This is a genomic window from Streptomyces sp. NPDC004031, from assembly GCF_053604375.1.
In genome coordinates, this window is the sequence record NZ_JBSGHL010000030.1 from 1 (window position 1) to 26,256 (window position 26,256).

Here is a 26,256-nt window from a genome sequence, read left to right on the forward strand (position 1 = left end):
GCCGCCGCCGGGCCGTCTGCCGCGGACGGGGGCGGGGAGTCCGGCGGCGGTGTCGCGGCAGAGGGGGCGTCGGGGGGGCGCTCGGGGGCTCGCGGTGTACGTGCGCACGTTCGGCGGCGCGCAGTTCGACGCCGTCCGCAAGCCCGACGCCCGCCGTCTGCAACGGGCGGTCGGCGCGGGCGTCCTCGGCGCGATCCCGCTGCAGGCGGCGCTGGCCGCCCGCGCGGGCGCGACCCGGGCCGCGCCGCCGCTGCTCGCGGCGTTCGCGCTGGCCCGCCGGCTCTCCCGGAAGGTCTCCCCGACATGACCGCACCCGCGAACCTGCGTTTCGGTTACGGCACCAACGGCTTCGCCAACCACCGTCTGGACGAGGCGCTGGAGGTGATCGCGGGGCTCGGCTACGAGGGTGTCGCCCTGACGCTGGACCACGCGCACCTGGACCCGTACGCGCCGGATCTGCCCGCCCGGCTGGCGGCCGTGCGCCGCCGGCTGGACGCGCTGGGGCTGGCGGTGGTGGTGGAGACCGGCGCCCGCTACCTGCTGGACCCCTGGCACAAGCACGCGCCCACGCTGCTGCACGAGGACGGCCGCGAGGTGCGGGTGGACTTCCTGGAGCGGGCGATCCGGATCGGCGCCGGGCTGGGCGCCGAGGCCGTGTCGTTCTGGAGCGGCGTGCTGCCGCCGGGCACCGCGCCGGAGCGCGGCTGGGAGCTGCTGGCGGAGGGCTGCGGGCGGCTCGCGGCGACGGCGGCCCGTGAGGGCGTGCTCCTGGGTTTCGAGCCGGAGCCGGGCATGCTCGTGGAGGATCTCGCGGGCTACCGGCGGCTGCGCGACGCGCTGGGCGCCCCGGCGTCCTTCCGGCTGACCCTGGACATCGGCCACTGCCGCTGCCTGGAGCCGCTGCCGGTCGCCGAGTGTGTGCGGGCGGCGGCCGCGGACCTGGTGAACGTCCAGATCGACGACATGCGGCGGGGCGTGCACGAGCACCTCGAATTCGGCACCGGCGAGATCGACTTCACCTCCGTGCTCGCGGCGCTGGAGTCCTCGGGCTACCGGGGCCTGGTCGCGGTCGAGTTGCCGCGGCACAGCCACAGCGCCCCGCAGACGGCACGTCGTTCGCTGGAGTTCCTGCGCGCGCACGCGCGCCCCGCTCAGGTCGCGCCCGCGCGAGCGGTGGACGCCGAACTGACCGCGCGGGGGCGGGAATGGCTGGCCGCCGCGCTGGCCAGGGCCGCCGCCGACCCGGCCGCGCTGCTCGCGGACTTCCCCGCCGTGGGGCGGACGTGCGGGCGCGGGGCCCTGGGCGCGCCGGGCTGGGCGGGCTGGACGCTGGACGAGGCGGTCCGCGCGGTGCTGCTGGCGGACGCGCCCGCCGACGTGGTGCGTGACCTCTACGCGCGCGGCGACCGGGCCGAACGCCGGGCGGTGCTGCGGGCGTTGCCGTTCCTGGAGCGGGCGGACGGCGTCGCGGCTCCGCTGCTGGAGGACGCGCTGCGGACGAACGACACCGCGCTGGTGGCCGCCGCGCTGGGCCCGGCCGCGGCGGTGCTGGACGACGCGGCGTGGCGGCAGGGCGTGCTCAAGTGTGTCTTCCTGGGCGTGCCGCTCGCCGCGGTGGCCGGTCTCGACGACCGCGCGGACGCCGAACTCGCCCGGATGCTGCTGGACTTCGCGCACGAGCGGGTCGCGGCCGGGCGGGACGTGCCCGCCGACGTCCTGCCGCTGCTGCGCCGCCACCCGGCGCTGCTGGCCGCCTCCCCGATCCACGCGGAGGCCGACTCGCCGGAGCCGCGCAGAGCCGAGGCGGCCCGCCGGGTGCTGGCCGCCCTGAGCTGAGCCGCCGCTCCGCCCCCCACCGGCAGTCCCGACCGAGGAGCACCCCCATGCGCATCTTCGACCCGCACATCCACATGACCTCCCGTACCACCGACGACTACCGGGCGATGTACGCGGCAGGCGTACGGGCGGTGGTGGAACCGGCGTTCTGGCTGGGCCAGCCGCGTACCTCGCCCGGCAGCTTCACCGACTACTTCGACGGCCTGCTGGGCTGGGAGCCCTATCGCGCCGCGCAGTTCGGGATCCGGCACCACTGTGCGATCGGTCTCAACCCGAAGGAGGCCAACGACCCGCGCTGCGCGCCCGTGCTGGAGCTGCTGCCGCGCTACCTGGCCAAGGACGGGGTGGTCGCGGTCGGCGAGACCGGCTTCGACTCGGTGACCGCCGCCGAGGAGAAGGCCTTCACCGCGCAGCTGGCGCTCGCGGTGGAGCACGGCCTCCCGGCGCTGGTGCACACCCCGCACCGCGACAAGGCCGCGGGCACCGCCCGCTCGCTGGACGTGGTCCGGGAGTCGGGCATCGCGGTGGAGCGTGTCGTGGTGGACCACCTCAACGAACTGACGGTCCGCCAGGTGCTGGACTCCGGCTGCTGGGCGGGCTTCTCGATCTACCCCGACACCAAGATGGAGCCGGACCGGATGGTCGCGATCCTGCGCGAGTACGGCACCGCGCGGATCTTGGTCAACTCCGCTGCGGACTGGGGTCATTCGGACCCCCTGCGTACCAGGGCGACGGGCGAGGCGATGCTCGCCGCGGGCTTCTCCGCGGACGACGTCGACACGGTGCTGTGGCGCAACCCGGTGGCCTTCTACGGCGCGAGCGGCCGCCTCAATGTCACCGGAGTGGCGGGCGAGCCCGGCGCCCTGTTCGAGGGCAATTCCGTCCAGCGCGGCTCCCGTTGAACCAGGAGGTCCCGATGCGACTGCTGCACCCGGACGGCACCACCGTCCATCTCGGCTACTGCACCAACGTCCATCCGGCGGAGGACCTGGCCGGGATCCTCGGCCAGCTCGACCGCTTCGCGGTGCCGGTCCGCGAGCAACTGGGCGCCGACCGGCTCGGCCTCGGGCTGTGGCTGGCCCACGACGTGGCGCGTGAACTCGCCGCCGACCGGGCCGCGTCCGCCCGGCTGCGGGCCGAACTGACCGCGCGGGGGCTGGAGGTGGTGACCCTCAACGGCTTCCCGTACCGCGGCTTCCACGATCCGGTGGTCAAGGGCGCGGTCTACCACCCGGACTGGACGACCGCCGACCGGCTGGCGTACACGCTCGACCTCGCCGACGTGCTGTCGGTGCTGCTGCCGGAGGACGTGCCGCACGGCAGCGTCTCGACGCTGCCGCTGGCCTGGCGCGATCCGTGGGACGGTGGCCGCCGGGCGGCGGCCGGGGAGCGGGTGCGCGCGCTGGAGACGGGGCTCGCCGAGCGGGCGGCGCGCGACGGGCGCCCGGTGCGGGTCGGCTTCGAGCCCGAACCGGGCTGCGCGGTCGAGACGGTCGCCCAGGTGGAGGCCGAACTCGCCGGTTTCGGGGGCGGTCTGCTCGGCCTGTGCCTGGACGTGTGCCATCTCGCGGTGGCGTTCGAGGATCCGGCCGACGTCCTCGCCCGGCTGTCGGCGGCGGGCCTGCCGGTCGTCAAGGTGCAGGCGTCGTGCGCCCTCCAGGCCGACGACCCGGCCGATCCCGCCGTCCGGGAGGCGCTGGCCGGCTTCTGCGAGCCGCGCTTCCTGCACCAGACGCGTGAGCGCGCCTCGTCCGGCGCGGTCCGGGCCGCCGACGACCTCGGCGAGGCGCTCGCCGGGCCGGGGGCGCTGCCGGGGACGGGACCCTGGCGGGTGCACTTCCACGTACCCCTGCACGCGCCGCCGCAGCCGCCGCTGGCCGGGACCTCGGACGTGCTGGAGCGCACCCTCGCGCTGCTGCTGGGCGGCGAGGCGGCGCTCGCGGACCACATCGAGATCGAGACGTACACCTGGTCGGTGCTGCCCGCGGCGCAGCGCCCGGACGGCGACGCGGCGCTGGCCGCCGGGATCGCCGCCGAAGTGGCGTGGGCGGCGGGCACGTTGACGGGCCTGGGGCTGAAGGGGGCGGGGGCGTGACGGGGCGGCGGGGCCGGACGGTCGTGCTGGACGTCGTCGGCCTGACCCCGCGGCTGCTGCCGCACATGCCGGCGCTGCGGGCGGTCGCCGACCAGGGCTTTCGCGCCGGGCTGGACACCGTCTTCCCCGCCCTGACCTGCCCGGTGCAGTCCAGCATGCTCACCGGGCTGATGCCGGACGGGCACGGTGTCGTCGGCAACGGCTGGTTCTTCCGCGACGCCGGGGAGATCTTCCACTGGCGGCAGTCCAACAGCCTGGTCCTGGGCGACAAGCTGTGGGCCGCGGGCCGCCGCGCCGACCCCGGCTATACCGTCGGCAACATCTGCTGGTGGTACGCGATGGGCATGGACGTCGCCAGCACCGTCACTCCGCGGCCGGTCTACCACTACGACGGCCGCAAGTCCGAGGACTGCTACGCGCATCCGCAGGCGCTGCACGACGAACTCACCCAGAAACTGGGCCGCTTCCCGCTGTTCAGCTACTGGGGTCCGGGCGCGGGCATCGCCTCAACCCGCTGGATCGTCGCGGCCGCCGGGCACGTACTCGACACCCGCGCGCCCGACACGCTGCTGGTCTACATCCCGCACCTGGACTACGAGGTGCAGCGGTACGGCCCGGACGGGCCCGGGGCAGCCGCGGCCGCCCGCGCGGTGGACGCCGAACTCGCCCCGCTGCTGGCCCGGTTGCGGGCCGAGGGCAGCACGGTGGTGGCGCTCAGCGAGTACGGGATCACCGCGGCCCGCCGCCCGGTCGACGTCAACCGGGCGCTGCGCCGCGCGGGGCTGCTGGACGTCCATGTCCAGCAGGGCATGGAGTACCTGGACCCGTGGACGTCGCGGGCCTTCGCCGTCGCCGACCACCAGGTGGCGCACCTCTACGTCCGCGACCCGGCCGACCTGCCGCGGGTGCGGGCCGTCGTCGGCGAACTGCCGGGCGTGGACGAGGTGCTGGACCGCGCGGGGCAGGCGCGGCTGCGCGTCGGCCACGAGCGGGCGGGCGACCTCGTCGCCGTGGCCGAGCCGGACGCGTGGTTCACGTACTACTACTGGCTCGACGACGACCTGGCCCCGGACTTCGCCACCGGCGTGGAGATCTTCCGCAAGCCGGGCTACGACCCCGCCGAGCTGTTCCTCGACCCCACCGACCCGACGGTGAAGGTGCGGGCGGCGATGTCGGTCGCCAAGCTCAAGCTGGGCATCCGCACCTCGCTCCAGGTCGTCGGCCTGGACCCGACGTGCGTGCGGGGCAGCCACGGCCGGCTGCCCGACGACCCGCGCGACGGCCCGCTGCTGCTGTGCTCCGACCCGGCGTACGGCAAGGACCGCTTCCACGCGACGGAGGTGAAGGACCTGCTGCTGCGCCTGGCCGGGCTGGGCGGCTGACGCCCGCGCGGACGGGGGCGTCAGCCCCCGCCGAGGAGTTCCTCCGCGCTGTGCAGCACCGTGCCGAGCGCGGCCATCAGCCGGTCGCGCTCGGCCGCGGTGAGGCCCGCGGTCACCTGCCGCTCCAGCTCACGCCGTTCGGACTCGACCGGTTCGCGCAGCGCCCGCCCGGCATCGGTCAGCCACAGCCGCACCAGCCGGGCGTCCCGCTCGTCGCGGCGCCGCTCCAGCAGCCCGGAGGCCGTCATGCGGTCGGCCATCTTCACCACCGTGGGCGTCGTGACGTGCAGCCTGGCCGCGACCTCGCCCGGGGTGCGGCCGTCCTGCTCCCACAGCGCGGCGAGCAGGTGGTGCTGCCCGTAGTGCAGGCCGTGCCGCCGCATGCCCTCCTCGGCGAGCGCGCGCAGCGCCTTGGTGGTCCTGCTGTGCAGGTCGAGGAACTCGGGCATGAGCGATCGGCCTTCCGTCCGGCACGGCGGCGCGGACCGCCCCGGGAATCGATTGACGGCTAATGATTAACCGGCTAACGTTCCCCTCGAACCGATCATTAGACGGCAAACGATTCGGGGGGACCTCATGATACTGGTCACCGGTGCGACCGGGAACATCGGCCGCGAGCTGGTCAGCCAACTGGACGCGGCCGGCGCCGCGGTACGGATCCTGGTACGCGATCCGGCGCGGGCCGCCGCGCTGCCCGCCGGCGCCGAGCGCTTCACCGGCGATCTGCTCTCGCCGGAGTCGCTGGCCGGCGCGGCCGCCGGCGCCGACCGGATGTTCCTGCTCACCCCGGGCATCACCACCGACGCCGCCGGCCTCGCGGTCACCGCCGCGAAGGCCGCGGGCGTACGGCACATCGTCTTCCTGTCCTCGACGAACGTCCTCGGCGACCCGATGCCGAAGATGGGCCGGTGGCACCACGCCCGCGAGGAGATCGTCCGCGCGTCCGGCGTCCCGGCGACGATCCTGCGGCCCGGCGGCTTCATGACCAACGCGCTGGACTGGCTGCCCACCATCCGCGCGGCGAACTACGTCCTCGACCCCGTGGGCCCCGGCCGCACGGCACCGATCGACCCCGCCGACATCGCCGCCGTCGCCGCCCACGCGCTGACCACCGACGGGCACGAGGGCCAGACGTACGAGATCACCGGGGCGGAACTGTTCACCGTCGCCGAGCAGGCCGCGGTCATCTCCGCCGCCATCGGCAGGACGGTCACCGCGCGCCCCGTCACCACCGCCGAGGAAGCGGTCGCCGCCCGCTTCCCGAACGGCGCGCCCCCCGCCCTCGCCGAGGCGATCGTCGAGGGCTTCCACCTCATGCGCGACGACGTCGAGGGCTACCGCACCGACACCGTCGAGAAGCTGCTCGGCCGCCCGCCCGCCACCTTCGCCGACTGGTGCGCGCGGCACGCCGACGTCTTCCGGGCGGCGGCCGACGCCTGACCGTTCCCCTCCGGGCGGCGGAGGGGGCCGTCCGGGCGGGAACGCCGCGCGAGCCCGGCTCAGGCGGCCAGTGACGCCGCGTCACCCATCACCACGACCGGGTGCAGCGCGGGGTCGAGCGTCGCGAGCAGCTGCTTCATGTGCGCCTCGGAGACGCTCACGCAGCCGTGCGTCGGGCCGCCGTGGTCGACGTGGAACCAGATGCCGCCGCCCCTGGATGCGCCCATCGGCCGGGTCCAGTCCAGCGGGGACGTACCGGGCTTGCGGTTGTAGTCGATCGCCACGACGTAGTCGAAGGACCCGGCGAGCGGCTCGCCCTCGAAACCGCGCCCGCCGACATGGAAGCCGCCGGAGTGGTGGTAGGGCAGCTTGCTGCCCGGGTCGGCGCGCAGACCGCCCGCGTCGGAGAGGGTGAAGACCCCGATCGGCGACCGCAGGTCGCCCCCGTGGTGGTCGGCGGTCCAGCCGTCCTTGGCGTTGTGCGCGGGCCACGCGGCGCCCGGCTGCCAGCCGCTCGCGGTCCACCCGTAGACCACGACCGTGGCCTGCGCGGAATCGATTCCGCGACCGGTGACCACGACCAGCTGGCGGCTCGCGCGGGGTATCCGCGCGAGCGTCTCGGGCCCGAGCCCGGCCGGCGTCCGCAGCGCGGGCGTCGTCGCGGCGGACGGCGCGGGCACGGTCCGTACGGCACCCGGCGGGGTGCCGCCGGAGGTCGCCGCATGGTCCTGCGCGCCGGACCCGACGGCGGTGCCGCAGCCGGCGAGCGCGGTGAGCACGACCGCGCCCAGGCCGGACAGCAGGACGCGCGGGGAGGGGGAAGCCATGGGGGTGAAGTCCTTCGGTGCGGAAGTGTGTGCGAACGGCGGGTTGTTGCGGGCGCCTACCCGCTGCGGGCCGCCGCACGCGGCGGCGCCGTCACGGCACGCGGACGACCCGCCACGGGCGGCCACGCGCCGCCCCTGGTCACCACCGCCGTACGTGAATCACTGGCCATACCTGTAGCAACCATCGGGCCCCGCCCCCGGGTTGCCCCGCCCCACTCGCAATTCCACGAAGCCCGCCCTGTGCGGGAAGTTGCGACAGCCACCCGCCGCGGCGGACCCCGGCCTCACGCGGACCCCTGCGCGCCCGACCGGCGGAACGACACGGTGCCCCGCCCCCCACGACATGCGCGCGTCGCCGGAGCCGAGCCCGGCGGCACCGGCAAGGGCTTGGGCCCGGCACCGGCCGCAAGGGCCGGAGTCCCCGCCGTGACGGGGGCTGAGCCCCAACGGCCCTCGCACGCGCTTTGAAGCCAGCCCCAGCCGCACGGGGCCCGACGCCAGCCGAACGGGCCCGAGTCCCCCGCGGCAGCGGTACGGGGCCCGAGTCCCGGCGGCACCGGCACGGGCTTCAAGGCCAGCGCCAGCGACAGGTGTTTCGAACCCAGCGCAACCGCGCAAGGCCCGACGCCCAGCGCCAACCGCACGGGCCCAAGACCCTGCGGCAGCGGCACGCGGACTGGGCCCCAAGGGCGCCCGCACGTTTTGAAGCCAGCACCAACCTCGCGGGCTTCAGGTCCGGCGCCGACCGCGCCAAGTCCGGCCGTGGCCGGGGCGCCCGGCGGGGCGTGCCGGGTGGCGGCGTGTCACATCGACCAGAGGCCCTTCGTCGTCGTCGTCACGCCGCCCGCAAGGGCGAGGGTGAGGATCACGACGCGGGCCCAGCGTTCGGGGACGCGGGCGGCCAGGACGCGGCCCGCGAGGGTGCCGACCGCCATGCCCGCGGCGGCCAGTGCCCATACCGGTGGCGCCAGGTGCGGCAGGCCGCGCCTGGCGGCCAGCGAGAAGGCGTTGACCACGACGCCGTAGAACTGCGCGTTGGGCACGAACTCCGCGACCGACCACTCGGCGTTGACCGCGTAGAGGGAGACCGCGGGGCCGCCCACCCCGGCGGAGGCGTTCATGAAGCCGCTCGCCGCACCCGCGGTGAGCGCCCCGCCCCGCCCGCGCAGCGCGGGCACCCGCACCCCGCACGCGATCACCGTGACGGCCAGCACGACCAGCAGGCCCATTCCGGTGAGCAGGCCGGGCTCGGGGACGTGGCCGAGCGCCCAGGCACCGGCCGGTACGGTGCAGGCCGCCGCGGCGACGAGCGGGACCATCGCGGTCAGCCGCACCTGGCGCCAGGTGTCGATCAGGCCCACCGCGCTGATCAGCAGCGAGGCGCAGTTGGACAGGCCCACGCCCTCGCCGGGCCCCACGAGCAGCACCAGCGAGGGGACGGCGACCAGCGCGAAGCCCATGCCCGACATGCGCTGCACGGTGGAACCGGCGAGGACGATGCCGGCCAGTGCGAGCGCGTCGGCGGGGCCGTTCACGCCGTGCCGCCGCGGCGGGCCAGCGCGGCCCTGGCCACCGCCGCGTAACCGGCGAGGCCCACGGCGGCGCCCGCGCCGCCGCCGAAGGCGACGGCCGGGATGAGGTCGAAGACCGTCGCGTCGCGCAGCGGCCCGTCCCAGCCCGCCAGCCGCGTGGCGACGCCCACGGCGGTGGCCGCACCGATCAGCACGCCCGCCGCCGCCTTCGTCCGGCGGGACAGCCGCAGCCGCCGCACCGGCCGCTCGGCGTGCGGCGCGGGGTCGGCCGCGGCGGCCCGCAGGGTGCGCACGCCGTACCAGCCGATCACGCCGAGGCCCAGCACGGATGTGGAGAACTGGAGGTCGTAGTACAGCGGATGCCCCAGCACGGTGCGGTCCAGTACGGGCAGCAGGCGTACGCCCACCCGGCCGCCGTGCGTGAAGGCGTCCCAGACGACGTGCGTGGCAGCGCCCGCCGCGGCGGACACGGCGAACCAGCCGGCCCCCGCAGCCCCGCTGCTGCGGCCGGTGGGGGCGGTGAGCGCGTCGGCGGCGTCGGCCCAGCGGGCGGGCAGCAGCGCGAGCAGCGGCTCGCGCAGCAGCAGGTGCCACCCGGCGGCCAGCAGTGCGGCGATCGCCACGTCCGCGGTGGGGATGCCCAGCGGGCTGTGGGTGAACTGCCCGTAGCCGAAGGTGCCGTGCACCAGCGACTCGGTGAAGTACGGCACGTCGGGCGCGAGCGACCCGGCGACCAGCGCCGAGGCCACCAGCGGGCCGCGGGGCCGCCCGCCGGGCAGCAGCGGGAGCACGGCGGCGGGGTGGCTCAAGGTGAACGGCACCCCGCCATTCTGCCCCTCGCCCGCACCGGCGGCCCGGTCGGCCCGGTCGGGGACCGCCGTTGTCCGGGCCGCCGGTGCCGGGCGGGCGTCAGGGCGTGTAGACCTGGGGCCGCGGCGGGGTCGGCATGCCGTTGCCGAGGAAGAAGCTGGGGTGCGGCGGCTGGTTGTAAGCAGTGTTCTGCCATGCGAGGGCGGTGCGGTACTGCGTGTCGTGCAGCAGTGTGGTGATCCGCAGGTCGGTCGGGGTCGGGGTGGCGTAGATCCGCAGCGCCCGGTTGTCGGACGTGGGCCAGACGACCTCCTCGCGCCAGTCGCCGAGCAGGTCGCCGGACAGCGTCGGGGTGGCCTTGGTGCCGTTGTTCGAGTGGACGCCGGAGGCGGTCAGCAGCCGGGTGTCGGAGCCGGTGCCGTACTTGTCGATGTGGGTGTCGTCGAGCAGTTCGCGGACGGGGTCGCCGTCCCACCAGGCGAGGAAGTTCGCGGAGCCGGGCTTGCGGCCGATGTTCTGGCCCTTGGCGCTGTACAGGCCGCTGACCCCGGAGGACCAGGATTCCGCGCCGGGGCTGCCGGCGTAGATGTCGTCGGAGACCCCGCGGCCGTTGTCGCAGCCGCAGCTGGGGTTGGACCACAGGATCTGGCCGGTCTTCGCGTCGGCGAACCACGCGGCGAGCTTGGAGGTGTCCTCGTCGACCTTGAAGACCTCCAGGCCGGGGTGGCTGGGGTCGAGGTCGCCGACGTGCAGGGCGTCGCCGTGGCCCTGGCCGGTGTTCCACAGCTTCGCGCCGTTGTCGTCGATCGCCATGGCGCCGTACTCGATCTCGTCCCTCCCGTCCCCGTCGAGGTCGGCGGTGACGAGCTGGTGGTCGCCCTGCCCGGCGTAGGCGCTGTTGCCGGAGTCGTTGCTGTCGAACTTCCAGCGTTCGGTGAGCTTGCCGTCCCGCCAGTCCCACGCGGCGATCACCGTGCGGGTGTAGTAGCCGCGGGCCATGACGATCGACGGGCGCTTGCCGTCGAGGTAGGCCGTACCGGCGAGGAAGCGGTCGACGCGGTTGCCGTACGAGTCGCCCCAGGAGGAGACGGTGCCGCGCGGCGGGTCGTAGTTCACGGTCTGCATGGCGGCGCCGCTGCGCCCGTTGAAGACCGTCAGGTACTCCGGGCCGGACAGCACGTAGCCGGAGGAGTTGCGGTAGTCCGCGCCGGAGCTGCCGATCACCGTGCCCGCGCCGTCCACGGTGCCGTCGGCGGTCTTCATGACGACCTCGGCCTTGCCGTCGCCGTCGTAGTCGTAGACCTGGAACTGCGTGTAATGCGCGCCCGAGCGGATGTTGCGGCCGAGGTCGATGCGCCACAGCCGCGTGCCGTCGAGGGTGATGCCGTCCAGGATCGTGTCGCCGGTGTAGCCGGACTGCGAGTTGTCCTTGGCGTTGGTCGGGTACCACTTGAGGACCAGGTCGAGGCGGCCGTCGCCGTCGAGGTCGCCGACCGAGGCGTCGTTGGCCTCGTAGGTGTAGGCGACGCCGTCGGGGGTGGTGCCGCCCGCCGGGGGCGAGATCGGCACGTCGTGGTAGCCGTTGGCGAAGGACAGCGAGGCGGGCGAGGCCGCCTGCTCCGCGCCGTTCACCACCGCGCGCACGGTGTACGAGGCCCCGGCCGCGGCGCCGCTGTCGAGGTAGTCCGTCGCGCCGGTCAGCGGCGAGGCGTTGACCTTGGTGCCGTCGCGGTAGACGTTGAAGGCGACGTCGTTCGGGTCGGTGCCGAGCCAGCGCCAGGACACCAGGTTGGCGGAGCCGCTGCGGACCGAGACGACCCCGCGGTCCAGCTTCTCGACCTGGCGGCCCTGCCCGGTGGCGGGCGGGCTCGTCGGGGGTGTGGTGGGAGGCGTCGTCGGGGGTGTGGTGGGCGGGGTGGTGGGGGTGGTGGAGCCCGTGCAGGCGACGCCGTCGAGGGCGAAGTCGGTGGGCGTGGTGGCGGTGGCCGAGCCGGTGAGCGCGCCGTTGAAGCCGAAGGAGGCGGTGCCTCCGGAGGGGATGGCTCCGTTGTAGTCGACGTTGGTCGCGGTCACCTTGGCGGCGCCGAGCGTCACGTTCGCGCTCCACGCCTGGCTGACGGTCTGGCCGGCGCCGAACGTCCAGGTGAGGGACCAGGACGTGACGGCGTCACCGAGGTTGTGGATCGTCACGGACGCGCCGAAGCCGCCCTGCCAGGAGTTGGTCACGGAGTAGTCGACGGCGCAGCCGGCCGTGGCCGCGGCGGCGCCGGGCGGTGCCTGCACGGCCCAGGCGGCACCGGCCGCGACGAGCGCGCCCGCCGTGGTCGCCGCCCAGGCGCGGCGGCGGCGCGGGCGTGGCTGAGGGGTGGTCATGGATCCTCCTTGTGGCGTGGGGGGAAGGAGTGTGACCCGCAGCCATAGTGGGAGCGCTCCCATGACCGGGTCAACGGGCGTGCCCGGATTCCTCCCACGCCTCCCCCTGCGTGCCCTGGCCGGGGCACGGAGGGGGAACGAGGCCGCGGGTCACTGCGCCGGGAGGGCCGCCTCCCGCAGGACGCCGCCGGTGAGGTCCAGCCGGCGGGTCACGCCGATCCCGGCGAGGAAGCGCTCGTCGTGGCTGACGACCACGAAGGCGCCCTGATAGGCCGTCAGCGCCGACTCCAGCCGGGCCACTCCGCCGAGGTCGAGGTTGTTGGTCGGCTCGTCGAGCAGCAGCAGCTGGGGCGCGGGCTCGGCGTACAGCACACAGGCGAGCGTCGCCCGCAGCAGCTCGCCGCCGGACATCGCGCCGACCGGCAGCTCGGTGGCGCGCGGCCCGCGGAAGAGGAAGCGGGCCAGCAGGTTGAGCCGCTCGGCCACCGGCATGCCGGGCGCGTACCCGGCCAGGTTGTCGGCGACGGACCGCTCCGCGTCCAGCAGGTCCAGGCGCTGCGAGAGGTACGCCGAGCGGCCCTCGGCCCGGGTCAGCCGCCCGGCGTCCGGTTCCAGGTCGCCGCTGAGCAGCCGCAGCAGGGTCGATTTGCCCGCGCCGTTCGCCCCGGTCAGCGCGATGCGCTCGGGCCCGCGGACGATCAGGCCGACGCCCTCCCCGGCGAAGATCTCGCGTCCCGCGCGGCGGACGCGCAGGCCCTCGCCGGTGAAGACGGTACGGCCCGCGGGCACCCGGGTGGCGGGCAGGTCCAGCACGATCTGGTCGTCGTCGCGCACCGCGCGCCCGGCCTCGTCCGCTCGGGCCCGCGCGTCGCCGAGCCGGGAGGCGTGCATGCCGCCCGCCTTGCCCGCGGACTCCTGGGCGCGGCGCTTGAGGCCGCCGGCGACGATCTTCGGCAGGCCCGCGTCGGCGACGTTGCGGGCGGCGTTGTTCGCCCGCCGTTCGGCGCGCTCGCGGGCCTGCTGCATCTCCCGCTTTTCCCGTTTGACGTCGGCCTCGGCGGCCCGCAGGTTCTTCAGGGCGACTTCCTGCTCGGCGGCCACCGCCTCCTGGTAGGAGGTGAAGTCGCCGCCGTACGTGCGGATCGCGCCGCCGTCCAGCTCGGCGATCTTGTCCATGCGGTCGAGCAGCGCACGGTCGTGGCTGACCAGCAGCAGGCAGCCGGTCCATTCCTCGACGACGGTGTGCAGCCGCTGCCGGGCCTCGCCGTCCAGGTTGTTGGTGGGCTCGTCGAGCAGCAGCACGTCGGGGCTGGCCAGCAGTTGCGCGGCCAGGCCGAGCGTGACGGTCTGGCCGCCGCTGAGGGTGTGCAGCCGGCGGTCCAGGGCGACGTCGCCGAGGCCGAGCCGCTCCAGCTGGGCGCGGCTGCGGTCCTCCACGTCCCAGTCGTCGCCGATGACGGCGTAGTGGCGCTCGTCGGTGTCGCCGGACTCGATGGCGTCCAGCGCGGCCACGACCGGGGCGATCCCGAGGACGTCGGCGACGGTGAGTTCGCCGCTGAGCGGCAGCGTCTGCGGCAGGTAGCGGAGCACACCGTTGACGGTCACGGTGCCGCCGGTGGGCCGCAGTTCGCCGGCGATCAGCCGGAGCAGGGTGGACTTGCCCGCGCCGTTGGGCGCGACGAGCCCGGTCCGGCCGGGGCCGGTGGTGAAGGACAGGTCCTGGAAGACCGGGATGTCCCCGGGCCAGCTGAAGGACAGGTGGGAGCACAGGATCTGGGCGTCGGACATGACGGGACCTCGGGTACGGCAGGGCGGGGAGCGCGCGCTCACCCGCGGGCGTTCAGGGACGACGAATCGGCCCCCGGCGGTGCACCTCGTGCGCCGCCCGGCGGCCCGGGGCTCCGGAATCACCCGGAGATGTCGTCGTCACCCGCCACGCGTGGCCTCCCTCGTCCCGGGCCCGCGGGGCCCGGAGCTGATCTTCCTGCTCTCCGACTGTACCAAGGCCCTCCCCGGACCGGGGCGGGCCGCGCGGTCAGCCCCGGCCCCGCTCCCGGGCGACGACGCGGAAGACCGGGACGGCCGGGGCCGCGGCGGCGAAGGCGTCGGCGGTGGGCTCGGCCACCAGGCCGTTGCGCAGGAAGGCGCCGACGCCGCGCGGATTCTGCCCCGGGAATTCCCGCAGGACGACCCCGCGCTCGCCCGCGGGCACCTCGACGAGGCCGACCTCGCGGGTCTCGCGCCCCCGGGTGAGCGTGCCGCGGCCGGCCGCGCGGGCGTTCTTCACCCAGTCCGCGTGCGGGTGGGCCTGGCAGATGTACGTGGCCCCGTGGATGGTCACCGGGGCGACAGGCGTGGTGCGCGGCAGGCCCGTCCTGCGGCCGGGGACGGTCAGCAGCTGCGTCGGCCCGAAGGGCAGCCCCGCGCGGTGGAGGAGGACGGCCACCCGGTTGCGTGCCCGGTCCGTCGTGCTGATCGCGCTGCGCGTCGTCATGCCGGGCATCCTGCCACGCCGCAGGCCCGGCGGGAGGGGTCGGGATCCGGCCGCCGGGACCCACGGGAGGCACCGCCGCGGCGGTCAGTCGCCGTGCATGCCCGCCATGTCGAACGGGTCGCTGACCCCCTCGTAGGCGAGCGTGAGGGACATGCCCTGGGAGGCGTGCACCAGGTTGTGGCAGTGGACCATCCACAGGCCCGGGTTGTCGGCGGTGAAGGCGACCTTCCACACCTCGCCCGGCTTGACGTCGAAGGTGTCCATCGTCAGCGGGCTGCCGGTGACGGGGTCGCCGTCGCGGGACAGGATGCGGACCGAGTGGCCGTGCAGATGCCAGGGGTGGGTGGCCAGGCTGCGGTTGACCACCGTCATCTCCACCCGGTCGCCCTTGCGCACCACGAGGGTCGGCACGTGCGGGAAGGCGTGGCCGTTGACCGTCCAGTCGCGGCCCTTGACCGGCCCGGACAGGGACAGGCCGCGGTCCAGGACGAGGGTGAAGCGGCGGTCGTAGGTGCCCGTACCGGCGGCCGGGTGCGCGGCGGGGCGGCCGTAGGAGAGCAGGTCGAGCGTGGGCCAGGACGCGGTGTCGGGGGCCGCGGCGGGCTTGCCGCCGCCGGGGACCAGGCGCAGGCCGTGCGCCCGGTCGTCGTCGACCAGCAGCGCGACGGAGCCGGACGGCATCGTCAGCCGCACGTCGTAGCGGCCGCCCGCGGCGAGGCTGAGCGCGGTGCCGCGCAGGGTGCCGGGTCCGTCGACGGCGTTGCCGTCCACCGCGGAGAGGGTGAAGGGCGCGCCGGCCAGGGTGAAGCGGTGGGTGACGTTGTCGGTGTTGATCAGCCGCAGCAGGACGGGCCTGCCGGGCGCGACCTGCCGGGTGTCGAGGGTGTCGCGGGTGCCGACGGCGGTGACGCCGTCGAAGGTGTGCACGGGCACGGGGATGTCGGTGGCGCCGGCGGTGTCCGCGGACCGCGGGGTGACGACGAGCGAGCCGAACAGGCCCTTCTGCACCCCCTGGTTGGAGTCCTGGTGGGTGTGGTACCAGTACGTGCCCGCCTGGGCGGCGAGGAAGCGGTAGGTGAAGCTGTGCCCGGGGGTGACGGCGTCCTGGGTGAGGCCGACGGCGCCGTCCTCGGCGGACGGGACGTCGTAGCCGTGCCAGTGGATCGACACCCCCGCGGATATGTCGACGTTGTGCAGCGTGACCTCGACGAGGTCGCCCTGCACCGCGGTGATCGGCGGGCCGGGCACGGTGCCGTCGAAGGTCCAGGCGGCGACCTTGCGGCCGGAGGCCAGGGTGACGGTCGCCTTGCGGGCCTGGAGGCTGTAGTGCCGCACCGTGCCGCCGGGGTCGGGCGCGGACGGGCCGGTGAGGGTGGCCACCGAGACGCCCTTGGCGGGCGGGTAGGCGATCGCGGGGCCGCCTCCCGCGTCGGTCGCCGGGGTCCCGGCGAAGGTCGTCAGCGCGCCCGCGACCCCGATGACGAAGGCCACTCCCCCGGCGCCGAGCACGACACCGCGCGGCCGCCCGTCCAGCACCCACCACGCGGCGAGCGACAGCAGCGCCACCAGGGCGACGGTGACGAGCGCGACGGCCACGGTGACCGGGTAGCCGATCAGCAGCGTCACGACCACCCCGGCCAGGGCGGCGATCCCGGCGCCGAGGAGCGGGACGGCCACCGGCGCGGTGTCGCCCTCCAGCGGGCCGCGGGCGAGCGCGGGCCGGAGCAGCCGCCGGGTGGCGACGACCGCGGCGACCGCGGCGGTGACGACCTGGAGCGGGAGTTCGAGCAGCACCTTCTCCTGGACGAACCACCAGCCGCCGCCGGTGCCGAGCAGCACCACGAGCACCACGCGTATCGCGGTCAGCAGCAGGCCGAGGCCGGTGAGGGCGGCGGCGATCAGCGCCTTGCGGGAGACGGCGGTGGCGCCCGCCGCGAGCCAGGCCGCCGCGGTGAGCGCGACGGCCAGCAGGTCGAGGGTGATCAGGTCAGCAGTCACGGGCGGTGTCCTCGTCGTCCCTGTCTCGCGTCCGGTGGGTGAACGTGTGCAGGCCGCACCGCGCCGGGGGTGCGGAGCGCACGGCTCCGCCCGTACCGTCCCCGCCGACAGCCCGATAAATCTAACATGTTGTCAAAGCACTGCCGCGGGAACCCCCGTGCGCCCGCCCGCGGCAGCCCGGCTGCGGCGCGGATACCCTGGCGGCCATGGACGACGACCCGGCGGGCCGCGGCGAGGGGGCGGCACGGCGCCGCCGCTCCGACGCCGAGCGGAGCATCGCCGCCATCCTGGACGCCGCGCTCGTGTGCGTCCCGCTCGACGGGAACGTCAACATGTCGGCCATCGCCCGCGCCGCTGGCGTGAGCCGGGTGACGCTCTACACCCACTTCCCCACCCGCGAGGCGCTCGTCGACGCGGCGCTGGAGCGGGCCTTCGCGCAGACCCTGGACGTGATCGCGCTGCTGCCGCTGGACGACGGCCCGCCGCGCGAGGTGCTCGGGCAGCTCATCGGCTCGTCCTGGCAGGTGCTGGAACGGCACCGCAACCTCTACCGGGTGGCCTCCGGCACCCTGCCGCCCGAGCACCTGCGCGGCTACGCCGAGTCGGTGCTCGGCACGATCGGGCGGCTGGTGCGGCGCGGCCGCGAATCCGGGGACTTCCGCACCGATCTGCCGGCCGACTGGCTGGTGGCCACCGTCTACACGCTGATGCACCTGGCCGCCGAGGAGGTCGCCGAGGGCCGCCTGGAGCCCGGCGCGGCCGGTGACCTGGCGCGCCGGACGATCCTGTCGCTCATGACCGCGGGGGCCGAGCCGTAGCCGCGCGCAGGCGCAACGGCCTTACGCCGCACGGATTCCGGGACAACCCCTAGATCCTCCCAGGAGCCGGGTGCCGCCCGGCCGCGCTCGCTACCCTTGACGCGCAGACGGAGCTAGCCGGTGTCGCTCCGTCACGGCCGGATCCGGCATGCCCGCATCCCGAAAGGACGCCCCGCCATGCGCAAGGTCTTCCTCGTCCTGTGTGTCCTGCTGCTCGTCGCGATAGGCGTGCAGTTCTACCTCGCCGGCGTCGCCGTCTTCACCAAGCCGCAGACGGACAGCACCTTCGACGCGCACAAGGTGAACGGGGAGATGATCATCCTGCCGCTGGCGGTGGTCGCCACCATCGTGGGGGCCGTGGCGAAGGTGCCCCGCAAGCTCATCGGCACCACCTTCCTGATCGCGCTGCTGGTGCCCGTACAGGTCCTCATCAACACCGTCGGCGGCCGGGACGACGACCGGAGCAGCCACGTCGGCGCCGCCATCATGGGCCTCCACGTGATCAACGGCCTGATCATCCTGTTCGTCGCCCGCGCCGCGTTCGTCGGCGCCCGCGCCCTGATGAAGTCCGGCGCCGACCCGCAGCCCGCCGCCGCGCCCGCCGCACCGGGCACCGGCTCCGCCGCCGACCCGGTCGGCTGACACCCGCGCCGTCCGCGGCGCCCCGTGGTCCGGTGGCCGTCTCCTCGCCTGTCAGAGGAGATGGCCACCGCTGTTTTTCCCACACCTCCACCGCGATCCCAACTCCCCGCGCGGGTCGTCGAAATGGCGCGCCTTCAGTACGGTGAGCACGCCCGGCACGGCATCCCGCCGGGTCGGATATCATGGCCGGATCTCTGAGTTGTACAGAACAACCGCCCCTGCGGCAGCACCCCGCCGCGGCGGCGGCGCCGATCAGGGGTCGTCCCTCGCGACCCCCACGGAGGTGGTAATGCACGCCGCACCGCACCATGTGCTGGAAATGGCGATGGACGGCCTGCTCAGGCAGCGCGGTGTGCTGGATCCGTCACGGGCGGTGCCGGGGCTCGGGGCCTCGCTCTCCGAGTCGCTCGCGCTCGGCTACCTGTCCGCCGGACCGTGCGTGCAGCACGAACTCGGCTCGTACCTGGGCCTGGAGAAGAGCACGGTGAGCCGGCTGGTGGCCGCGATGACGGCCAAGGGATGGGTCGAACGCGCCCGCGACCCCAGCAACCGGCGCTTCCAGAAGGTGGTGCTGACCGGCGCGGGCCGCCTGGTCGCCGACCGGATCGCAGAGGCGGTGCGACTGCGGCACGAGCGCTGGCTCGCCGCGCTGTCCGCGGAGGAGCAGCACGCCCTGGCCGTCGGGCTGCCCGCGCTGGTACGGGTGATGTCCGCCGAGTTCGAGGCCGCCGACGGCGTCGGCTGAGGCGGAGGCCGATGCGGACGCCGGGGCCGGGCCGCGCGGGTCAGGGGCGGGCCGCGGGGGCCGCCGGAGCCGCCGGGGTGAGCGGGACACCACGCACCAGCTGGACCATCACCAGCACCACGCCCGCCGTCACGCACTGGTCGCTCAGATTGAAGATGCCGCCGTGCCCGACCTGGATGAAGTCGAGCACCGCGCCGCGCCCGAAGGCCGGGGTGCGGAAGAGCCGGTCGGCGAGGTTGCCGCCCGCGCCCGCGAAGACCAGCCCGAGCCCGACGGCCCAGCCGGTGGACCGTATCTCCGGCGCCTTGCGGGCGATGAAGGCCAGCACGCAGATCGCCAGCAGGGTGAAGACCAGCGTCGCACGGGGCGCGAAGGAGCCGGCCGCCCCGGAGTTGCGGTAGGCCGTGAAGGTGACCAGGCCGCCGAGCACATGGGTGGGCTGGTGGCCCTCCACCAGCTCCGCCGCGACCGCCTTGGTGGACTGGTCGACGGCGATCCCGGCCGCCGCCGTGATCCACAGCGCGCGCTGCGCCACACCCCGTCCCGGCATCGGCAGCCTCCCGTGTCCTCGTCGCCCGCCCCACGAGCCTACGCCCGCGGCGCCCGCTCCCCACGGCCGCGCGCCATGACCTCGGCCACCGCCGTCCCCTTCGACCGGCGGCTTCCGGACATCCCCCCGAACGGCCCCGCTGCCCGGCGCCGCGGGCGGGAAGGCTGGACCCGGACGACTCCCCCGCCGCCTGGAGGCCAGCATGCCCGACGCATCCGAACCCGCGACGCCCCCGACGCATCCCGGACCGGCTCTGCCCGACGACGAGCTGCGCGCCCTCGACGCCCACTGGCGGGCCGCGAACTACCTCGCCGTCGGCCAGATCTACCTCATGGCGAACCCGCTGCTCACCGAGCCGCTGCGCCCGGAGCACATCAAGCCGCGGCTGCTGGGCCACTGGGGCACCTCCCCCGGGCTCAACCTGGTGCACACCCATCTCAACCGGGTGATCCGCGCCCGCGGCCTGGACGCGATCTGCGTGTGGGGCCCCGGCCACGGCGGACCGGCGGTGCTGGCGAACTCCTGGCTGGAGGGCAGCTACACCGAGACCTACCCCGACATCACACGGGACGCCGCGGGCATGGGCCGGCTCTTCGAGCAGTTCTCCTTCCCCGGCGGGGTGCCCTCGCACGTCGCGCCGGAGACGCCGGGCTCGATCCACGAGGGCGGCGAGCTGGGCTACGCGCTCAGCCACGCCTACGGCGCCGCGCTGGACAACCCCGGCCTGCTGGTCGCGTGCGTGATCGGCGACGGCGAGGCCGAGACCGGACCGCTCGCGGCGTCCTGGCACTCCAACAAGTTCCTCGACCCGGTCCACGACGGGGCCGTGCTGCCGGTCCTGCACCTGAACGGGTACAAGATCGCCAACCCCACCGTGCTCGCCCGCCTCCCGCGCCCCGAGCTGGACGAGCTGCTGCGCGGGTACGGCCACGACCCGATCCACGTCGGCGGCGACGACCCCGCCGAGGTGCACCGCGCGATGGCCGCCGCGATGGACACCGCCCTGGACCGTATCGCCGCCTTCCAGGACGCCGCGCGGACCGGCGGCTCCACCGAGCGGCCGCGCTGGCCGGTGATCGTGCTGCGCACCCCGAAGGGCTGGACGGGCCCGAAGGAGGTGGACGGGGAGCCGGTGGAGGGGACGTGGCGGGCCCACCAGGTGCCGCTGGCCGGTGTCCGCGACAACCCGGGCCACCTGCGGCAGCTGGAGGACTGGCTGCGCTCCTACCGCCCGGCCGAGCTGTTCGACGAGGACGGCCGCCCGCGCCCGCAGGTGCTGGAGTGCGTGCCGGCCGGTGAGCGGCGGCTCGGCGCGAACCCGCACGCCAACGGCGGGCTGCTGCTGCGCGACCTGCCGCTGCCGCCGCTGGACCGCTTCGCGGTGCCCGTCGACACCCCCGGCGCCTCGCAGCACGAACCCACCCGGGTGCTCGGCGAGCTGCTGGAACTGGTCATGGCCGAGACCGCCGGGCGCCGGGACTTCCGGCTCGTCGGGCCGGACGAGACCGCGTCCAACCGGCTCCAGGCGGTCTACGAGGCGACCGGCAAGGCGTGGCAGGCCGGTGTCCTGGCCGTCGACGAGAACCTGGACCGGCACGGGCGGGTCATGGAGATCCTCTCCGAGCACACCTGCCAGGGCTGGCTGGAGGGCTACCTGCTGACCGGGCGGCACGGCCTGTTCTCCTGCTACGAGGCCTTCGTGCACATCGTCGACTCGATGGTCAACCAGCACATCAAGTGGCTGCGCACCACCCGCAAGCTGCCCTGGCGCCGCCCGATCGCCTCGCTGAACTACCTGCTCACCTCGCACGTGTGGCGGCAGGACCACAACGGCTTCTCGCACCAGGACCCGGGCTTCATCGACCACGTGCTCAACAAGGCACCCGAGGTCGTCCGCGTCTACCTCCCGCCGGACACCAACACCCTGCTCTCCGTCGCCGACCATGTGCTCGCCTCACGCGACTACGTCAACGTCGTCGTCGCCGGCAAGCAGCCGTCCTTCGACTGGCTGCCGATGGACGCGGCGATCGCGCACTGCGCGCGCGGCGCGGGCCTGTGGGAGTGGGCCGGCAGCGAGGACGTGCGGCGCGGGCCCGACGTGGTCCTCGCCTGCGCGGGCGACGTCCCCACCCTGGAGGTGCTGGCCGCCGCCCAGCTGCTCCGCCACCACCTGCCGCAGCTGGCCGTACGGGTCGTCAACGTCGTGGACCTCGCCCGGCTGCTGCCCAAGGAGGAGCACCCGCACGGCATGTCCGACGCGGAGTACGACGCCCTGTTCACCCCCGACAAGCCGGTGATCTTCGCCTACCACGGCTACCCCTGGCTCATCCACCGCCTCGCCTACCGCCGCCGCGGCCACGACCACCTGCACGTGCGCGGCTACAAGGAGATCGGCACCACCACCACCCCCTTCGACATGGTGCTGCGCAACGACCTCGACCGCTACCGCCTCGTCATGGACGTCATCGACCGCGTCCCCGGCCTCGCCGTCACCGCCGCAGGGGTGCGCCAGCGCATGGAAGAGGTCCGGCTGCGCCACCACACCTGGATCCGCGAGCACGGCACCGACCTGCCCGAGGTCGCGGAGTGGCACTGGCAGGGCTGACCGCCCGGCGTCCCGCGGGCCCGGTCAGCGCGGCACCCGGGCCCGGCCCGCGGCGGCGCCAGGCTCCGCCGCGAGGTCCGCGAGCAGGGTCAGGGCGGCGGCCAGTTCCCCGGCGCCGCCCGCGGCCCGCGTCCCGGCCGCCGCTTCGAGGGCGGCCAGCAGCCCGGTGTGGTCGGCGGCGACCCGCGCGGCAGCCCGCTGGTGCAGTGCCCGGCCGCGCGGGGCCAGGTGCAGCAGCACCCGGCGCCGGTCGCCGGGGTCGGCCCGGCGGTGGACCAGGTTGTCGGCGACCATCCGGTCGACCAGCTTGGTCAGGCTCGGCGCGGGCATCAGCGCGTAGTCGGCGATCTCCGACATGGGCAGCCCGCCCGCACCGGCGACCGCGCTGAGCACCCGCCACTGCTCGACCGAGCAGCCCTCGGCCGCCAGCAGCTCCGACTGCCGTGCCACGACGAGGCGTTCGGCCCGGCTGAGGACGAGCGCGAGGTCGCGCCCGGGGTGCCGCGACGGCTGCGAGGGCATGTTTGCCGGTGTCCTTTCCCGGGACTACTGTTCGGCCACACTAGGAGGTCTCCGCAAGGGTGCCGGGACCGGGTCCGCCGTTCCCCCGCCGTGCGCCGCGCCGTGCCGCGCGCCGCCCCCGTACCCTCGCCCCCTCCGGAGGTGGCCGCATGCTCCCGCCGGCCCGCAGCCTCCGCACCGCCCCGCCCGGCAGGCCCGCCACCGGCGCCGACCGGCCGCTGGCGGTGGCCCTGGTGGTGCCGCTGCACGGGCCCGGCGGCATCCTCGGACCGTCCTGCGAGCTGGCCGCGCAGCTCGCCGCGGAGGAGCTGAACGCCGGGGGCGGGGTGGCGGGCCGCCCGGTGCGGCTGGTCCCGGTGGACGGGGCGGGGCCGCCACGTCAGGTGGCCGCCGAGGTCGAGGCGCTGGTGCGGCTGGGGGCGGTGGACGCGGTGGTCGGCTGGCACATCTCGGCGGTGCGCCGGGAGCTGGCCCCGCGCGTCGCGCACCTGGTGCCGTACGTCTACACCGCGCAGTACGAGGGCGGCGAGCGCACCCCGGGCGTGTTCCTCACCGGTGAGACCGACCGCCGTCAACTGCGCCCGGCGATGCGGATGCTGGCGGAGGCGACCGGGGTACGGCGCTGGTTCACGGTCGGCAACGACTACGTGTGGCCGCGCGTCACGGCGGCCGCGGCCCGGCGGTACGCGCACGACTGCGGCGGGCGCACCGTGGGCGAGGCGCTGCTGCCGCTGGGCACCGCCGACTTCGGCCCGGTGCTGCGGCGGATCGAGCGCGCCGAGGCGGACGCGGTGCTGATGCTGCTGGTCGGGGCGGACGCGGCGGGCTTCAACCGGGCGTTCGCCGCGCGCGGGCTGCCGGACCGCTGCCAGCGGCTGAGCACCCACATGGACGAGAACATCCTGCTGGCCAGCGGCGCCGAGGGCACCGCGGGGCTGTGGGCGGCAGCGGGCTACTTCGCGTCCCTGGCCACCGCGCAGTCGCTGGACTTCGCCGGGCGGCTGACCGGCCGCTTCGGGCTCGACGCCCCGGTCGTGGGCAGCCTCGGCGAGTCCTGCTACGAGGGGCTGCGGCTGCTGGGCGCGCTCGCCGAACTGGCGGGCGGCTGCGACGTCCGGGCGATGCACGCGGTACGGCAGTCGGTCGGGTACGAGGGCCCGCGCGGCGCCCTGCGGCTGCGCGGCAGCCATCTGGACCAGCCCGTCTACCTGGCCCGTGCGGACGCCTTCGACTTCGCCGTGCTCGCGCAACTGTGAGCTCGCTCCTCCCCTGCCGACCGGGTGCCGGGCGGCCGCGCACGGCCTGGGCATTGACAGTACCTTCCGCAGGAAATATTTTCTGGGGGAAGCATCTGCCCGGCGGCCGCACCTGTGACGGCGCCCGGCGGGCCGCCGTACGGCAGCCCGCCCGTACCACCGGCGGCCCGCGCCCCCGGACCCGCGGCGGAATTGCCAGCGCACTTCTCGGTGCGCCCGGAAATACCTCTCCCTATTTCCTTCCGCCTTTCTTTCTACGCGCGTCACCCGCATTCTTTCCCGGTCGCCCCTTTTAAAGAGCCGGACATCGCCGGGAAACACGCGAGCGGGACTCTTCCAACGCCGCGACGGGCCCCGCCCCGCGCGGCGGAACCACGACCCGCGGACGTGAAAAGGGAGTTCTCGTGACGGACACGGTCGACACCTCCGCGCCCCCCGGCGGCGCCACCGGCACCAGGACCCGCCGGTACGGCAACTGGGCGAGGAACACCACCCTGGAGGACTACTCGCTGCGCTACGCGCCGAAGTCCTTCCGCCGCTGGAGCCCTTACGTGGTGGCCACCACGGCGCTCGGCGGCATCGCCTACCTCGCCGACTTCGCGATCGGCGGCTCCATCGCGATCTCGCACGGATTCGGCAGCGCACTGCTGGCGATTCTCGCCGCCGCGGTCACCATCTTCCTCACCGGAATTCCGATCTCGTACTACTCCGCCCGCTACTCGATCGACATGGACCTGCTGACGCGGGGCGCGGGATTCGGATACCTCGGCTCCACGCTGACGTCGATCATCTACGCCAGCTTCACCTTCATCTTCTTCGCCCTCGAAGGCTCGATCATGGCCCAGGCACTCGACCTGGGCCTGCACATCCCGCTGGCCGCCGGATATCTGATCTGCGCGCTGATCATCCTGCCGCTGGTCTTCTACGGGATGACGGCGCTGTCGAAGATGCAGGTGTGGACGCAGCCGGTCTGGCTGGTGCTCATGGTGGCGCCCTTCGTCTCGATCGCGATCCAGGACCCGCACGCCTTCTCGCGGTTCACGCACTTCGCCGGCAACTCCCCGACCGGCTCGTCGGTCAGCCTGCTCGGGGTGGGCGCGGGCGCCGGGGTGGCGCTGTCGCTCATCGCGCAGATCGGCGAGCAGGTCGACTATCTGCGCTTCATGCCGGACAAGACGCCCGCCAACTCCCGCCGCTGGTGGAGCGCGGTGCTGGCGGCGGGTCCCGGCTGGGTGGTGCTGGGCGCGGCCAAGCAGATCGGCGGTGCCTTCCTCGCCTTCTACATCGCCGGGCACGTCGGGCTGAGCAAGGCCAACGAGCCGATCCAGCAGTTCGTCTCGGGCATCCACACGTTCGCCGCGCCGGTCGCGCTGGGGCTGGCGACGTTCTTCGTGATCCTGTCCCAGATCAAGATCAACACGACCAACGCGTACTCCGGCTCGCTGTCGTGGTCCAACTTCTTCTCCCGGCTGACGCACCGCCACCCCGGCCGGGTCGTCTACATCTTCCTCAACGTCGGGATCGCGCTCGCCCTGATGGAGGGCGGTGTCTTTGGCTTCCTCAACACCGTGCTGGGCTTCTACTCCAACGTGGCCATCGCGTGGATCGGCGCGGTCGTCGCCGACCTGGTGATCAACAAGCCGCTCGGCTTCAGCCCGTCCTACATCGAGTTCAAGCGCGCACACCTGTACAACTTCAACCCGGTGGGCTTCGGTTCGATGCTGGTGGCCTCCGCCGTCTCCATCGCCGCCTACTTCCACGCCTTCGGCGAGTACGCCAAGGCCTTCTCGCCCTTCATCGCGCTGCTGGTCGCCATGGTGCTGTCGCCGCTGCTGGCGGTGGCCACGAAGGGCCGCTACTACATCGCCCGGATCGACGACCAGCCCGAGCCGCTGTTCGCCGAGGACGGACTGCTGTCGGGGGCGACGCTGACCTGCTCGGTGTGCGCGGAGGACTTCGAGCGCCCGGACGTCGCCGGCTGCCCCTTCCACGCCGGGGCGGTGTGCTCGCTGTGCTGCAGCCTGGAGCGGGACTGCCACGACATGTGCAAGTCCGCCGGGCGCGGCGGCGGCCCGGTCGACCTCGGGATGCCGGCTCCCGCCGGGAGCTGACACCGGCTCACCTCCGCCTCCACGGACACGGTTCCGGACGTCCGACGTGCCGGCCCGCGGCTGATGCCGCGGGCCGGCACTTTGCTTGCGTCAGGGGTCTTTACGGCGTCCCCGTCGATGGTCTAGAACGACAGTCATCCGATGTTATGGCAGCCGCGCACCCCGTTTGGGCACGCGGCTGCCATGCCGCGCAGAGAACCCGTCAGGAAGCAGGCGCATT

22 protein-coding genes and 1 pseudogene are annotated in these 26,256 nt (G+C 74.5%); 13 read left to right on the plus strand and 10 right to left on the minus strand.

What is annotated here, in order from left to right:
* Positions 1 to 94: 94 nt before the first annotated feature.
* From ACWERV_RS20025 to ACWERV_RS20050, 6 genes and pseudogenes are all read left to right on the plus strand, one after another.
* Positions 95 to 307, plus strand: a complete 213-nt coding sequence (locus tag ACWERV_RS20025) for a hypothetical protein (RefSeq protein ID WP_452934715.1) — start codon at positions 95 to 97, stop codon at positions 305 to 307.
* Positions 304 to 1,164, plus strand: a pseudogene (locus tag ACWERV_RS20030) (sugar phosphate isomerase/epimerase family protein); the annotation flags it as partial. The gene ACWERV_RS20025 and the pseudogene ACWERV_RS20030, both read left to right, overlap by 4 nt.
* Before the next feature lie 108 nt (positions 1,165 to 1,272).
* On the plus strand, positions 1,273 to 1,836 hold the full coding sequence (locus ACWERV_RS20035; RefSeq protein WP_452934874.1) for an EboA domain-containing protein: 564 nt from the start codon (positions 1,273 to 1,275) through the stop codon (positions 1,834 to 1,836).
* A gap of 47 nt (positions 1,837 to 1,883) precedes the next feature.
* Positions 1,884 to 2,738: a TatD family hydrolase gene (locus tag ACWERV_RS20040; protein ID WP_452934718.1), complete on the plus strand. Its 855-nt coding sequence runs from the start codon at positions 1,884 to 1,886 to the stop codon at positions 2,736 to 2,738.
* A 14-nt stretch (positions 2,739 to 2,752) separates the two neighbouring features.
* Complete coding sequence (gene eboE / locus ACWERV_RS20045) at positions 2,753 to 3,931, plus strand: metabolite traffic protein EboE (protein WP_452934721.1); 1,179 nt, start codon at positions 2,753 to 2,755, stop codon at positions 3,929 to 3,931.
* Positions 3,928 to 5,313: an alkaline phosphatase family protein gene (locus ACWERV_RS20050; RefSeq protein ID WP_452934723.1), complete on the plus strand. Its 1,386-nt coding sequence runs from the start codon at positions 3,928 to 3,930 to the stop codon at positions 5,311 to 5,313. The genes eboE and ACWERV_RS20050 overlap by 4 nt, the downstream gene beginning before the upstream one ends.
* A gap of 20 nt (positions 5,314 to 5,333) precedes the next feature.
* Here ACWERV_RS20050 and ACWERV_RS20055 read toward each other — a convergent pair whose 3' ends face one another.
* Positions 5,334 to 5,762 (minus strand): MarR family winged helix-turn-helix transcriptional regulator, encoded by a 429-nt coding sequence (locus tag ACWERV_RS20055; RefSeq protein WP_452934726.1) that lies wholly within the window; start codon positions 5,760 to 5,762, stop codon positions 5,334 to 5,336.
* 127 nt (positions 5,763 to 5,889) lie between these two features.
* Here ACWERV_RS20055 and ACWERV_RS20060 point away from each other — a divergent pair, with 127 nt between their 5' ends.
* Entirely contained in the window at positions 5,890 to 6,753 is an 864-nt protein-coding gene (locus ACWERV_RS20060; RefSeq protein WP_452934729.1) for an NAD(P)H-binding protein, read from the plus strand.
* Positions 6,754 to 6,812: 59 nt separating this feature from the next.
* Here the strand turns inward: ACWERV_RS20060 and ACWERV_RS20065 are convergent, their stop codons facing one another.
* The 7 genes from ACWERV_RS20065 to ACWERV_RS20095 form a co-directional block, all read right to left on the minus strand.
* Positions 6,813 to 7,580 carry a L,D-transpeptidase family protein gene (locus ACWERV_RS20065; RefSeq protein WP_452934732.1) on the minus strand — a complete coding sequence of 256 codons (768 nt, stop codon included), beginning with the start codon at positions 7,578 to 7,580 and terminating at the stop codon, positions 6,813 to 6,815.
* 803 nt (positions 7,581 to 8,383) lie between these two features.
* Positions 8,384 to 9,115: a sulfite exporter TauE/SafE family protein gene (locus tag ACWERV_RS20070; protein WP_452934734.1), complete on the minus strand. Its 732-nt coding sequence runs from the start codon at positions 9,113 to 9,115 to the stop codon at positions 8,384 to 8,386.
* Positions 9,112 to 9,933, minus strand: a complete 822-nt coding sequence (locus tag ACWERV_RS20075) for a DUF4184 family protein (protein ID WP_452934737.1) — start codon at positions 9,931 to 9,933, stop codon at positions 9,112 to 9,114. Before ACWERV_RS20075 ends, ACWERV_RS20070 begins: the two co-directional genes overlap by 4 nt.
* Positions 9,934 to 10,021: 88 nt before the next feature.
* Complete coding sequence (locus tag ACWERV_RS20080; protein WP_452934739.1) at positions 10,022 to 12,295, minus strand: rhamnogalacturonan lyase family protein; 2,274 nt, start codon at positions 12,293 to 12,295, stop codon at positions 10,022 to 10,024.
* A gap of 150 nt (positions 12,296 to 12,445) precedes the next feature.
* Positions 12,446 to 14,083 carry an ABC-F family ATP-binding cassette domain-containing protein gene (locus ACWERV_RS20085; RefSeq protein WP_452934742.1) on the minus strand — a complete coding sequence of 546 codons (1,638 nt, stop codon included), beginning with the start codon at positions 14,081 to 14,083 and terminating at the stop codon, positions 12,446 to 12,448.
* A 247-nt stretch (positions 14,084 to 14,330) separates the two neighbouring features.
* Positions 14,331 to 14,789, minus strand: coding sequence for a nitroreductase family deazaflavin-dependent oxidoreductase (locus ACWERV_RS20090; RefSeq protein WP_452934745.1), 459 nt, complete (start codon positions 14,787 to 14,789; stop codon positions 14,331 to 14,333).
* An 84-nt stretch (positions 14,790 to 14,873) separates the two neighbouring features.
* A complete protein-coding gene (locus ACWERV_RS20095; RefSeq protein WP_452934746.1) occupies positions 14,874 to 16,787 on the minus strand; it encodes a multicopper oxidase family protein in 1,914 nt (637 codons plus the stop codon).
* A gap of 206 nt (positions 16,788 to 16,993) precedes the next feature.
* Between ACWERV_RS20095 and ACWERV_RS20100 the strand changes: the two genes are divergently transcribed.
* The 3 genes from ACWERV_RS20100 (at position 16,994) to ACWERV_RS20110 (ending at position 18,992) form a co-directional block, all read left to right on the plus strand.
* Positions 16,994 to 17,605, plus strand: coding sequence for a TetR/AcrR family transcriptional regulator (locus ACWERV_RS20100; RefSeq protein WP_452934749.1), 612 nt, complete (start codon positions 16,994 to 16,996; stop codon positions 17,603 to 17,605).
* A gap of 177 nt (positions 17,606 to 17,782) precedes the next feature.
* Positions 17,783 to 18,247 carry a DUF6220 domain-containing protein gene (locus ACWERV_RS20105; RefSeq protein ID WP_452934752.1) on the plus strand — a complete coding sequence of 155 codons (465 nt, stop codon included), beginning with the start codon at positions 17,783 to 17,785 and terminating at the stop codon, positions 18,245 to 18,247.
* Between the two features lie 289 nt (positions 18,248 to 18,536).
* Entirely contained in the window at positions 18,537 to 18,992 is a 456-nt protein-coding gene (locus tag ACWERV_RS20110) for a MarR family winged helix-turn-helix transcriptional regulator (protein ID WP_398190755.1), read from the plus strand.
* A gap of 40 nt (positions 18,993 to 19,032) precedes the next feature.
* On the opposite strand, the gene ACWERV_RS20115 is transcribed toward ACWERV_RS20110, so the two are convergent.
* On the minus strand, positions 19,033 to 19,542 hold the full coding sequence (locus tag ACWERV_RS20115) for a signal peptidase II (RefSeq protein ID WP_398190758.1): 510 nt from the start codon (positions 19,540 to 19,542) through the stop codon (positions 19,033 to 19,035).
* Between the two features lie 202 nt (positions 19,543 to 19,744).
* Here ACWERV_RS20115 and ACWERV_RS20120 point away from each other — a divergent pair, with 202 nt between their 5' ends.
* Positions 19,745 to 22,147 carry a phosphoketolase family protein gene (locus tag ACWERV_RS20120; protein WP_452934756.1) on the plus strand — a complete coding sequence of 801 codons (2,403 nt, stop codon included), beginning with the start codon at positions 19,745 to 19,747 and terminating at the stop codon, positions 22,145 to 22,147.
* Positions 22,148 to 22,171: 24 nt separating this feature from the next.
* Here ACWERV_RS20120 and ACWERV_RS20125 read toward each other — a convergent pair whose 3' ends face one another.
* On the minus strand, positions 22,172 to 22,669 hold the full coding sequence (locus tag ACWERV_RS20125; RefSeq protein WP_398190763.1) for a MarR family winged helix-turn-helix transcriptional regulator: 498 nt from the start codon (positions 22,667 to 22,669) through the stop codon (positions 22,172 to 22,174).
* Positions 22,670 to 22,818: 149 nt separating this feature from the next.
* Here ACWERV_RS20125 and ACWERV_RS20130 point away from each other — a divergent pair, with 149 nt between their 5' ends.
* Positions 22,819 to 23,925, plus strand: coding sequence for a substrate-binding domain-containing protein (locus ACWERV_RS20130; RefSeq protein ID WP_452934759.1), 1,107 nt, complete (start codon positions 22,819 to 22,821; stop codon positions 23,923 to 23,925).
* 404 nt (positions 23,926 to 24,329) lie between these two features.
* Positions 24,330 to 26,036: a purine-cytosine permease family protein gene (locus tag ACWERV_RS20135; protein WP_452934761.1), complete on the plus strand. Its 1,707-nt coding sequence runs from the start codon at positions 24,330 to 24,332 to the stop codon at positions 26,034 to 26,036.
* Positions 26,037 to 26,256 lie beyond the last annotated feature (220 nt).